The organism is Thermomonas hydrothermalis, assembly GCF_900129205.1.
GTDB classification, from domain to species: domain Bacteria; phylum Pseudomonadota; class Gammaproteobacteria; order Xanthomonadales; family Xanthomonadaceae; genus Thermomonas; species Thermomonas hydrothermalis.
Window position 1 is genome coordinate 1 of record NZ_FQUK01000058.1, and the last position, 10,142, is coordinate 10,142.

The window sequence follows — 10,142 nt, forward strand, 5'->3', positions numbered from 1 at the left end:
CGCGCAGGATCGAGCGGCCAAGGCGGCGGGATTGCCGCCCTGTTCGCGCAGGGCCTGCTTCCACCGGTAGAGCGTGCGCCGGGACACGTCGAAGGCGTCTTGGGTGGCTTCGAGGCCGTGTGTGTCCCAGAAGCGCAGGATGTGCAGCCTTCGTTGAGCGTCTTTGGGGGTCATTGCCCAAAGATGACCCAAGGCGGCTATTCGATAGAACCCCCGGATTCGGTACCCGGCATGGTGCACTTGCATGGCGCTCCTCCTGCTTCGAAGGAGTGCCAAAGGTGTTTGAACTTATGCAGGAACTTCTCGACACATGGTGCCACTAAGTGGCATACTTCGCTAATGAGAAGAGTCTTCAAGACGCGCCACTTCGCTCGTTGGATGCGCAAGACCGAACTGACAGACGCCGGGTTGTGTCAAGCGGTCGAGGAGATGGCCGCGGGCCTCATCGATGCCGACCTGGGCGGTGGCGTGGTGAAAAAGCGCGTGGGCTTGGCTGGCCGCGGCAAGCGTGGTGGCGCGCGCACCTTGATCGCCACCAACAAGGGCGATCGCTGGTTCTTCGTCTACGGCTTCGAGAAAAACGAGCGGGCCAACATCGATGACGAGGAACTGGAAGCGCTGCAGGATCTGGCCGCCGATCTGCTGGCCCGTCCCGCGCGCCAGTTGGATGAATCCGTTGCCGACGGAACATTGCAGGAGATTTGCCATGACAAACGAGCCTAAGTCCAAGAGCCGCCTGCTCGAAGCCGTTCACGAAACGGCGCGCGACCTGCATCGCCTGGGCTTCATCGACAAGCGCAAGATGCGCAAGTACGACGCGCTGTGCCTGGAGCCGGTGCATGAATACGACGCTGAGAAAGTGCGCGCCTTGCGCGAACGCCTGCACTTGAGTCAGGCCGTGCTGGCATCGGTCCTCAACACCAGCGTCTCGACCGTGCGCAAGTGGGAAGTGGGCGACAAGAAGCCCAGCGGTCCCTCGCAGAAGCTGCTCGACCTCATCGAACGCAAAGGGCTGGAGGCCGTGCTCTGAAGTCGCTGGCACGGGCGCATGCCGCCGCGCCTGCGTGTTTTGGCGTGATTTGGCGCGTGGGATCGTGCATCCGCGTGCGTCTGCGGCGAAATGAGGCTTTCGCCACTGCAACAGATCCGCCCGTTTGGGGGTAGCATTTCGGCTAAGGTCTGGACAGCGGTGACGATCGGGGAGGCCGCCCGGACATCCACGGGTCCTTCCTGGCCAATAGCCCATGCGGGGGGCGCGAGCGCGGCGCTTCGATAGCGTCAGGGTGCAAACCGAGGTTTGCAGGGTTTGCGGTTTGCAGCCCTCCAGCCCGAGACCTTCTCCCCGACACCCCCAGCCCGCCCACGGTCCGCCGTCGGCGGGCTTCTTCGTTTCCGAGGCACCGATTCTGGACACGCTCGCCGTCACGTACCGCAAGGTCGAGACGCTGATCCCCTACGCCCGCAATCCGCGCACGCACAGCGACGAGCAGATCGCGCGCATCGCCGCCAGCATCGCCGAGTTCGGCTGGACCAACCCGATCCTGGTCGATGGCGAGCACGGTGTGATCGCCGGTCACGGCCGGCTGCTGGCCGCACGCAAGCTGGGGCTCGCCGAGGTGCCGGTGATCGAGCTTGCGCACCTGACGCCTGCGCAGAAGCGCGCCTACGTGATCGCCGACAACCGGCTCGCGCTCGATGCCGGCTGGGACGAGGCGATGTTGGCGCTGGAGTTCGCCGAACTGGCCGACGCCGGCTTCGATCTGGACCTGACCGGCTTCTCGGCCTCCGAGATCGAAGGCCTGCTCGACGCCATCGAGAAGACGGAACCGTCCGCCGAAGAGGACACGAGCGCCTTGGTCCGCGACGCGGACGAGGACGACGTCACGCCGCCCACGGTGGCGGTCACGCGCCCCGGCGATCTGTGGCTGATCGGTGAACACCGACTGCTCTGCGCCGACAGCCGCGACGCGGCCGCCGTCGCGCGCCTCCTCGAGGGCGAGCGGGCGCACCTGCTCTTCACCAGCCCGCCGTATGCCAATCAGCGCGACTACACCACCGGCGGCATCGCGGACTGGGACGCATTGATGCAAGGCGTGTTCGGCGCTGCCCGCGGCGCGTTGCGCGAGGACGCGCAAATCCTGGTCAACCTCGGGCTCGTGCATCGCGACAACGAGTGGCAGCCGTACTGGGACGGCTGGATCGCATGGATGCGCACGCAGGGCTTTCGGCGCTTCGGCTGGTACGTGTGGGACCAGGCGGTGACCGTGCCCGGCGACTGGGCCGGGCGGCTGGCGCCCCGGCACGAGTTCGTCTTCCACTTCAACCGACGCTCGCGCAAGCCGAACAAGATCGTGCCCTGCAAGTGGGCCGGGCACGAGACGCACCTGCGCGCCGACGGATCGTCCACCGCGATGCGCGGCAAGGACGGCAAGGTCGGCGCCTGGAACCATGCCGGACAGCCCACGCAGGCGTTCCGCATCCCGGATTCCGTCGTCGAGGTGACGCGCCAGCGCGGCCGCATCGGTGATGGTATCGACCATCCGGCCGTATTCCCGCTGGGCCTGCCGAAGTTCTTCATCGAGGCCTACACCGACGCGGGCGAGATCGTCTTCGAGCCGTTCGCGGGCTCGGGCACCACGCTGCTGGCCGGCCAACTCACCGGCCGCCCGGTACGCGCCATCGAACTCGCTCCAGAGTACGTGGACGTCGCGCTGCGCCGCTGGCTGCAGCACCACCCGGGCACGGTGCCGGTGCTGGAGGGCAGCGGTCGGACCTTCGACGAGGTGGCGGCCGAGCGGCTGGGCGAGACGGCGGAGGTCACTGCATGAGCTGGCTGGCCGATCGCATCGAGCACTGGCCGATCGACAAGCTGCTGCCCTACGTGCGCAATGCCCGCCAGCACTCGGAGGAGCAGATCGCCCAGATCGCGGCCTCCATCGCGGAGTTCGGCTTCGTCAATCCCATTCTCACCGGCGCCGACGGTGTGCTGGTCGCGGGCCATGGGCGGCTTGCCGCCGCGCGCAAGCTGGGCCTGCCCACCGTGCCGGTGGTCGTGCTCGACCACCTCACGCCGACCCAGCGCCGCGCCCTGGTGCTCGCCGACAATCGGCTCGCGGAACTCGCGACCTGGGACGATGCCCTGCTGCGCATCGAACTGGAGGCGCTGCAGGACGATGGCTTCGATCTCGATCTCACCGGGTTCGACGCCGATGCACTGGCCGAGTTGCTGGCCGATGAGGAACCACAGATCGATGGCCGGACGGAGGACGACGCCGCGCCCGACGTGCCCGAGGAACCCGTCTCCCGGCCGGGCGACGTCTGGCGACTCGGGCCGCACCGCCTGGTCTGCGGCGACGCGACCACCGCCGAGGCCTACGCGCGCCTGTTTCCGGACGGCGAGCGGGCGGACATGGTCTTCACCGATCCGCCCTACAACGTGAACTACGCCAACAGCGCGAAGGACAAGCTGCGCGGCAAGCACCGCCCCATCCTCAACGATGCGCTGGGCGAAGGCTTCTACGATTTCCTCTACGACGTGCTGGCGCTGCTCGTTGCCCACACCCGAGGCGCGATCTACGTCGCCATGTCCTCCAGCGAACTGGACACGCTGCAAGCGGCCTTCCGCGCCGCCGGCGGGCACTGGTCGACCTTCATCATCTGGGCCAAGAACACCTTCACGCTGGGCCGCTCGGACTACCAGCGCCAGTACGAGCCGATCCTCTACGGCTGGCCCGAAGGCGCGACGCGCCACTGGTGCGGCGACCGCGACCAGGGCGACGTCTGGCAGATCAAGAAGCCAGCGAAGAACGATCTGCACCCGACCATGAAGCCGGTGGATCTGGTCGAGCGGGCCATCCGCAACTCCAGCCGCCCCGGCGACGTGGTGCTCGACCCCTTCGGCGGCTCGGGCACGACCTTGATCGCCGCCGAGAAGGCCGGGCGCGTGGCGCGCCTGATCGAACTCGACCCGAAGTATGCGGACGTGATCGTGCGGCGCTGGCAGGACTGGACGGGCCAGCAAGCCACCCGCGAGGCGGATGGCCTGGCCTTCGATCAGGCGGCGAGCGACTCGTCGGCGATCGCGCAGTGAATCACGAACCCGGTCAGATAGGGCAGCCCGCGCGGGATGTGCTGCCCCATCGCGACTCAGGCAAGCCGGTAGACGCGCTCGCCGCCCGGGGATCTCTCGGAGACGATCGTCAGGCCCAGTTTCTTCTTCAGCGCCCCGGCCAAGGTGCCGCGCACCGTGTGCGCCTGCCAGCCGGTGCTGTCCATGATCTGGCGGAGGGTGGCGCCTTCGGGACGCTGCAGCATCGCGATCACCTGCGCCTGCTTGCTGTGGGCGCGGGGGCGGCGGGGCTCGGCGCTGCGATGCGCATCCTGCGCCCAGGCCGCTTCGGCGGCGTTCACCGCCGCCTCCAGGTCGGCCTCGTCGCGCGCCGTCTGCGCCTGCTCGGCCCGGGCGATCACCGCATCGAGTTTCGCAACGAAGGACTGGCGCGGGGCGGTGCGGGCACCCGGGCGCGGCACGCCCAAGGCCTCGTAGCCTGCGTCGGCAACGACCCAGACCTCGCCCTGGCGGGCGATCAGGGCGCGGTTGGCCAGGCCGTCGAGCACCTTGCGGCGGGCACCGCCTTGGATGTGCTCGGGGAACCAGTCGATTCGGCCGTCGCTGTGCTCGAGCGCATGGGCCAGGATCGCGTGCTGGGCGGGGGTCAGGGTGATGGTGCTCATGGTCTGCTCCTGGATAGGGATGGATCGGCGCGAGTCAGTCTTCCCACAGGTGCTCGCCATCGAGGCTGATCCACAGGCGCGCATCGCACGCGGTGGCCATCTCGCGCACCGCCAAGCCGGTTTTGAGGTGGGTGCCGGTCTTGCCGGTGAAGTCGTAACGCTGGCCGTCGTGCATCACGGTCGTTGGGCCTTGCTCGTCGAACTCGATTCGGATCAGGCGGGTGCCGAGGGCGTTTCCGTTGGTGTCGGTGACCTGGGGTTGGCGGATGCGCAGGGTCATGGTCTGTGCTCCTTGGTGCGTGGTGATTGGGTGAGGTGATGAACGCGCTGTTCGCGTGAGAAGCCAAGCGTTCTTGCTTGGCTTCGCATTGCTCGTCAGACCTTGCGCAACACCGAGATGCCGGCCTGCGCCAGTTCGAGCGCGGCGGCGTGGAAGGCCATCTCGCCGACCCAGGGCGCAGCCCTTGCGTCGTCAAACAAGCGGTCGATGACCGGCCGGGCCTTGGCGCGCATCGCGACGCAGGCGGCTTCGAGTTCGTCGCGGCTGGCGGCGGCCACCTCCTTGCGGCAAGTGCGCACCAGCACGGTCAGGGCGGCCTCGGCGAGCTTGGTGGCGAGAAGGTCGGGGATGTGGGGGTTCATCGGGCGTCCTTTCGGTCGGGTGGTTCGGGGTGACGTGATGAACGCGCTTCTCGCCCGTGAAGCCAAGCGTTTTCTGCGGGTGTTGGCCAAGAACTGACGATGACTTGATCGAAGAGGGCCATGGGCATCTCGATTCGCGCCTACGCCCGCCACCGTGGGGTATCGGACACCGCCGTGCACAAGGCCATCCGCACCGGGCGCATCACGCCCGAGGCGGACGGCACCATCGACCCAGACCGGGCCGACCGCGACTGGACCCGGAACTCCGAGCCGCCGAAGGCGGGAACGGGCTCCCGGACCGTGAAGGTGCGGGTGGCGGAGGATCCGGCCCCCAACCTCGCCACCGGCCTGCCCGCAGGCGGCACCACGCTCGTGCAGGCGCGCACGGTCAACGAGGTGGTCAAGGCGCAGACCAACAAGGTGCGGCTGGCCCGCCTCAAGGGCGAACTGGTCGATCGCCACCAGGCCATCGCGCATGTGTTCAAGCTCGCCCGTACGGAGCGCGACGCTTGGCTCAACTGGCCGGCGCGGATCTCGGCGCAGATGGCGGCCCGGCTCGGCGTGGAGGCCCACACCCTGCACGTGGCCCTGGATGCCGCCGTGCGCGAGCACCTCGCCGAGCTCGGGGAACTCAAGGTTCGGGTCGATTGATGGACGAGTTCGCCTATGAGGGCTGGGACGTCATCGAGCGCGCTTGGCGCGAGGGCCTCACGCCGGACCCGCTGCTCACCGTCTCCGAATGGGCCGACCGTCACCGGGTGCTGTCGAGCAAGGCCTCGAGCGAGCCGGGGCGCTGGCGCACCAGCCGCACGCCGTATCTGAAGGCGATCATGGACTGCCTGTCGCCGACCTCGCCCATCGAGCGCGTGGTGTTCATGAAGGGCGCGCAGGTGGGCGCGACCGAGACCGGCTCGAACTGGATCGGCTACGTGATCCACCACGCCCCCGGGCCGATGATGGCGGTGTGGCCCACCGTGGAGATGGCCAAGCGCAACTCCAAGCAGCGCATCGACCCGCTGATCGAGGAGTCGCCGGTGCTCTGCGAACTCATCGCTCCGGCGCGTTCGCGCGACTCGGGCAACACCATCCTCGCCAAGGAGTTTCGTGGCGGCGTGCTGGTGATGACCGGCGCGAACAGCGCGGTGGGCCTGCGCTCGATGCCGGTGCGCTATCTCTTTCTCGACGAGGTGGACGCCTACCCGCTCGATGTCGAGGGGGAGGGCGATGCGATCTCGCTCGCTGAGGCGCGCACGCGCACCTTTGCGCGGCGCAAGATCTTCATCGTCTCGACGCCGACGATCGCGGGCGCCTCGGCCATCGAGCGTGAGTACGAGGCCAGCGACCAGCGCCGCTACTTCGTGCCCTGCCCGCATTGCTCGCACCGGCAGTGGCTGCGCTTCGAGCAACTGCGTTGGGAGAAGGGCCGGCCCGAGACGGCGGCGTACGTCTGCGAATCATGCGAGACGGCGATCGCCGAGCACCACAAGACCTGGATGCTGGAGCACGGCGAGTGGCGCGCGACGGCGGAAGGCTCGGGCAAGACGGCGGGGTTTCATCTGTCGTCGCTGTACAGCCCGCTGGGCTGGCGCGCCTGGCGCGAGATCGCCGCTGCGTGGGAAGCCGCCGTCAGTAAAGGAAGGTCTGCAAAACCTTCCTGCCAGACTGCCGGGATGGGACAATAGCGACATGAAGCAGATGAGTCTGGAGGCGCCGATGTATACGGGCTTTGAGCTGCGCGCCAAGCGCACCCGCAAGCGTGCGTTTTTGGAGCAGATGGACCGTGTGGTGCCGTGGGCAGAGTTGGTCGCACTCATCGAGCCGTATGCGCCGAAGGCGGGTCCCAAGGGTGGGCGGCCACCCTTTGCGGTAGAGAAGCTGCTGAGGATTCATTTTTTGCAGCAGTGGTTTGGTCTGTCGGACCCGGCGGTGGAGGAAGCCTTGTACGACACGCCGCTGCTGGCGAGCTTTGTTGGTCTGGACCTGGGGGTGGATGTCGTGCCGGATGAGAGCACCATCCTGCGCTTTCGCCACCTGCTGGAGCAACACGGCCTGAGCCAGCGTATCCTCGAGACGGTCAATCGCATCCTGACCGAGCGTGGCCTCATGCTCAAGAGCGGCACCATCGTGGATGCCACGCTCATTGCTGCTCCCAGCTCGACCAAGAACGCCCGCCGTGAGCGCGACCCTGAGATGCACCAGACGAAGAAGGGCAACCAGTGGTACTTCGGCATGAAAGCGCACGTTGGGGGCGACGCCGAGACAGGGCTGGTACACACGGTGGTGGCCACCGCTGCCAACGTCTCGGATGTGACGCAGGCGCATCGGCTCTTGCACGGGCAAGAGACCGACGTCTTTGCCGATGCGGGCTATCAGGGAGTGGACAAGCGAGCGGAAAACCAGGGCAAGCAAGTCGCTTGGCACGTGGCCATGCGGCCGGGCAAGCGCCGGGCATTGGACAAGCGCACTTTTCTTGGCCAGGTGATGGATGCCTTGGAACGCACCAAGGCGCGCATTCGTGCCAAGGGTGAGCATCCGTTTCGGGTACTCAAATGCCAGTTTGGCTACCGCAAGACGCCCTATCGAGGCTTGGCCAAGAACGGCGCGCAGCTCAACGTCCTGTTTGCGCTGGTCAATCTGTGGCTGGCGCGCAAAGCCTTGCTGGCTGCGACGGGATAAGTGCGCCCGCAGTGGGCTCACTGGGGCCGGATGAGGCTGCAGAGGGCCCACGAAGGGGCTTGCTGGAGCCCAAGAACCGTTCAGCATCTGTTTCGATCCCATCCTACGAAACGATATTGACCCTGAACTCGTCGCCACGAACGAGTGGGCGGGGTAGTGCAGAGGTTCCTAAAGAGTCGGGATCGGCCGCTGCCATCAAGACTTTCAAGGCTCTTTTGAAATTCGAGTGGGTTATGCCACGTGCGGGTTGAGGCGCGAGAAGTCGAGCTTGCCGGCGATCAGGAAGATGACGGTGCGCATGGTGTCGAGCCGGGTGTAGCCGCGGGCCTTGCGCTTGGCGGCCTGGAACAGGCCGTTGATGGCTTCCAGGAAGCCGTTGGTCTGGCGGGTCTGGCTCCAGGCCAGGATGCCGTCGAAGTGCTTGCGGATCATCCGCGCGACGTCCTTCATCGGCTCGACCTTGGAGCGCATGACGTTCGTGCACCACTGCCTGAGCAGCGCGGCGACCACGTTGATCTGCTTGCGCTCGAGGATCTCGCGCAAGTTCTCGCGATACAGCCAGGCGCGGGCGGTGCGCTTGCTGGTGGCGGCGGCGATCAGGGCATCGAGTTCGCCGCGCTGTTCGCGCGGCAAGCGGTCGCGATCCTTGAGCAGGGCCCAGCGCAGGCCCTTGAGGGCCGGATCGCTCTTCTGCTCGGCTCGGCGGGTGCGATCCAGGGCGAGGGAGGCCTGGGCGATGACGTGGAACTTGTCGAAGGTGATGCGCGCATTGGGCAGGTGATCGGTGACGCCGCGGATATAGGAGGGCGACATGTCGATGCTCACCGATTCGATCTGCCCGGGGGTGGCCTGATGCGCGGCCAGGTGCCCGGCAAGCGCGGCGATTGCCTCAACACGACGCCCTTCGGTCACGAACACGACCCTGCGCTGCTCGGCATCCGCGGCCAGCGTCAGGTAAGTGTGGCCACGCCGGTAGGACGTCTCGTCGATCGCCAGCGCCCTGGTCGCCGACAAGTCCAATCCTGATTAGCCCCGACCCTCAGCCGCCAGTCGCAGGATGTGCGTCGCCCACCGCCGAGCATACGGCCACCTGAAGGCGACGAGGTGGCGTCATGAGCATCAATTCCGTGCAGTTCCAGGCTGGCCTGTCCATGGCCGAGTTCATCGCCCGCTACGGCACCGAGGCCAAGTGCTACCGTGCCCTGTACCAGTGGCGTTGGCCGCAAGGCTTCCGCTGCCCGGCCTGCACTGGACGGGCCCGCTCGCGGTTTCGGCGCGGGACGACGGTCTACTACCAGTGCCGCGCCTGCCGGCACCAGACCACGCTGACCGCCGGCACGATGTTCGAGGGCACCAAGCTGCCGCTGCGCACCTGGCTGCTGGCCCTGCACCTGACCGCGACCAAGACCAACCTCGCCGCGCTGGAGCTGATGCGCCACCTGGGAGTCAACTACAAGACCGCCTGGCGGATGAAGCACAAGATCATGCAGGCCATGGCCGAGCGCGAGGAACCCCGGCGGCTCAATGGCTTCGTGCAGATCGACGATGCCTACCTCGGCGGCGAGCGCAACGGCGGCAAGCGCGGGCGCGGTGCCGAGGGCAAGCAACCCTTCGTGATCGCGGTGCAGACCGACGCCCGCTTCGCCGCGCCGAGCCTGGCCGTGATCGAGCCGGTGCGCAGCTTCGACAACGTCTCGCTCGAGGACTGGATCGCACGGCGCCTGGCGCCCGGATGCGAGACCTATACCGACGGTCTGGCCTGCTTCCGCCGGCTCGAAGACGCCGGCCACGCCCACACCACGCTGGACACCGGCGGCGGCCGTGCCGCCACCGAGGCGCCGGGCGCGCGTTGGGTGAACGTGCTGCTGGGCAACGTCAAGCGCGCCATCAACGGCACCTACCACGCCATCCGCCAGGCCAAGTACGCGCGGCGCTACCTGGCCGAAGCCGCCTACCGGTTCAACCGTCGCTTCCGCCTGCATGAGATGCTGCCGCGACTGGCCACCGCCATGCTGCGCTGCAAGCCTTGCCCCGAGCCGGTCTTGCGCGCTGCGAGCAATTTTCATGGCTGAGGGTCGGGGCTAATCAGG

12 protein-coding genes and 1 pseudogene are annotated in these 10,142 nt (G+C 67.3%); 8 read left to right on the forward strand and 5 right to left on the reverse strand.

Translation table 11 applies throughout. The features are described from left to right. Window positions 1-246, reverse strand: a 246-nt coding sequence (locus tag BUA29_RS12560; protein ID WP_143148914.1) for a helix-turn-helix domain-containing protein, incomplete at its 3' end; no start/stop codon positions are given. A 93-nt stretch (window positions 247-339) separates the two neighbouring features. Here BUA29_RS12560 and BUA29_RS11195 point away from each other — a divergent pair. The 4 genes from BUA29_RS11195 to BUA29_RS11210 all read left to right on the forward strand — a co-directional run bounded on the left by BUA29_RS11195 (window position 340) and on the right by BUA29_RS11210 (window position 4,090). Further along, window positions 340-723: a type II toxin-antitoxin system RelE/ParE family toxin gene (locus tag BUA29_RS11195; protein ID WP_072756620.1), complete on the forward strand. Its 384-nt coding sequence runs from the start codon at window positions 340-342 to the stop codon at window positions 721-723. Next, entirely contained in the window at window positions 707-1,030 is a 324-nt protein-coding gene (locus BUA29_RS11200) for a helix-turn-helix domain-containing protein (protein ID WP_055424142.1), read from the forward strand. The genes BUA29_RS11195 and BUA29_RS11200 overlap by 17 nt, the downstream gene beginning before the upstream one ends. A gap of 283 nt (window positions 1,031-1,313) precedes the next feature. Beyond that, window positions 1,314-2,828 carry a site-specific DNA-methyltransferase gene (locus BUA29_RS11205; RefSeq protein WP_245770548.1) on the forward strand — a complete coding sequence of 505 codons (1,515 nt, stop codon included), beginning with the start codon at window positions 1,314-1,316 and terminating at the stop codon, window positions 2,826-2,828. Next, window positions 2,825-4,090, forward strand: coding sequence for a site-specific DNA-methyltransferase (locus BUA29_RS11210; RefSeq protein ID WP_072756621.1), 1,266 nt, complete (start codon window positions 2,825-2,827; stop codon window positions 4,088-4,090). Before BUA29_RS11205 ends, BUA29_RS11210 begins: the two co-directional genes overlap by 4 nt. Before the next feature lie 56 nt (window positions 4,091-4,146). Here the strand turns inward: BUA29_RS11210 and BUA29_RS11215 are convergent, their stop codons facing one another. The 3 genes from BUA29_RS11215 to BUA29_RS11225 all read right to left on the reverse strand — a co-directional run bounded on the left by BUA29_RS11215 (window position 4,147) and on the right by BUA29_RS11225 (window position 5,376). Next, on the reverse strand, window positions 4,147-4,734 hold the full coding sequence (locus tag BUA29_RS11215) for a DUF3489 domain-containing protein (protein WP_072756622.1): 588 nt from the start codon (window positions 4,732-4,734) through the stop codon (window positions 4,147-4,149). A 34-nt stretch (window positions 4,735-4,768) separates the two neighbouring features. Further along, on the reverse strand, window positions 4,769-5,014 hold the full coding sequence (locus BUA29_RS11220) for a hypothetical protein (RefSeq protein ID WP_072756623.1): 246 nt from the start codon (window positions 5,012-5,014) through the stop codon (window positions 4,769-4,771). A gap of 95 nt (window positions 5,015-5,109) precedes the next feature. Further along, entirely contained in the window at window positions 5,110-5,376 is a 267-nt protein-coding gene (locus BUA29_RS11225; protein ID WP_072756624.1) for a hypothetical protein, read from the reverse strand. A gap of 120 nt (window positions 5,377-5,496) precedes the next feature. Between BUA29_RS11225 and BUA29_RS11230 the strand changes: the two genes are divergently transcribed. The 3 genes from BUA29_RS11230 to BUA29_RS11240 are packed head-to-tail and all read left to right on the forward strand — an operon-like array spanning window position 5,497 to window position 8,052. After that, the gene (locus BUA29_RS11230) at window positions 5,497-6,027 is read left to right on the forward strand and encodes a hypothetical protein (RefSeq protein ID WP_019562352.1); all 531 of its coding nucleotides are present in this window, start codon (window positions 5,497-5,499) and stop codon (window positions 6,025-6,027) included. Continuing rightward, on the forward strand, window positions 6,027-7,058 hold the full coding sequence (locus BUA29_RS11235) for a phage terminase large subunit family protein (RefSeq protein WP_245770549.1): 1,032 nt from the start codon (window positions 6,027-6,029) through the stop codon (window positions 7,056-7,058). Before BUA29_RS11230 ends, BUA29_RS11235 begins: the two co-directional genes overlap by 1 nt. Before the next feature lie 4 nt (window positions 7,059-7,062). Beyond that, window positions 7,063-8,052 (forward strand): IS5 family transposase, encoded by a 990-nt coding sequence (locus BUA29_RS11240; RefSeq protein WP_072756625.1) that lies wholly within the window; start codon window positions 7,063-7,065, stop codon window positions 8,050-8,052. A gap of 231 nt (window positions 8,053-8,283) precedes the next feature. On the opposite strand, the pseudogene BUA29_RS11245 reads toward BUA29_RS11240, so the two are convergent. Then, a pseudogene (locus BUA29_RS11245) lies at window positions 8,284-9,072 on the reverse strand (ISL3 family transposase); the annotation flags it as partial. A gap of 92 nt (window positions 9,073-9,164) precedes the next feature. Here BUA29_RS11245 and BUA29_RS11250 point away from each other — a divergent pair. After that, a complete protein-coding gene (locus BUA29_RS11250) occupies window positions 9,165-10,124 on the forward strand; it encodes an IS1595 family transposase (RefSeq protein ID WP_072756222.1) in 960 nt (319 codons plus the stop codon). Window positions 10,125-10,142: the final 18 nt, after the last annotated feature.

Excerpts from the sequence above, each read along its gene's own strand:
- BUA29_RS11195 (WP_072756620.1), top strand. The coding sequence starts at position 340 with ATGAGAAGAGTCTTCAAGACGCGCCACTTCGCTCGTTGGATGCGCAAG.
- BUA29_RS11200 (WP_055424142.1), top strand. The coding sequence starts at position 707 with ATGACAAACGAGCCTAAGTCCAAGAGCCGCCTGCTCGAAGCCGTTCAC.
- BUA29_RS11210 (WP_072756621.1), top strand. The coding sequence starts at position 2,825 with ATGAGCTGGCTGGCCGATCGCATCGAGCACTGGCCGATCGACAAGCTG.
- BUA29_RS11215 (WP_072756622.1), bottom strand. The coding sequence starts at position 4,734 with ATGAGCACCATCACCCTGACCCCCGCCCAGCACGCGATCCTGGCCCAT.
- BUA29_RS11220 (WP_072756623.1), bottom strand. The coding sequence starts at position 5,014 with ATGACCCTGCGCATCCGCCAACCCCAGGTCACCGACACCAACGGAAAC.
- BUA29_RS11225 (WP_072756624.1), bottom strand. The coding sequence starts at position 5,376 with ATGAACCCCCACATCCCCGACCTTCTCGCCACCAAGCTCGCCGAGGCC.
- BUA29_RS11230 (WP_019562352.1), top strand. The coding sequence starts at position 5,497 with ATGGGCATCTCGATTCGCGCCTACGCCCGCCACCGTGGGGTATCGGAC.
- BUA29_RS11235 (WP_245770549.1), top strand. The coding sequence starts at position 6,027 with ATGGACGAGTTCGCCTATGAGGGCTGGGACGTCATCGAGCGCGCTTGG.
- BUA29_RS11240 (WP_072756625.1), top strand. The coding sequence starts at position 7,063 with ATGAAGCAGATGAGTCTGGAGGCGCCGATGTATACGGGCTTTGAGCTG.
- BUA29_RS11250 (WP_072756222.1), top strand. The coding sequence starts at position 9,165 with ATGAGCATCAATTCCGTGCAGTTCCAGGCTGGCCTGTCCATGGCCGAG.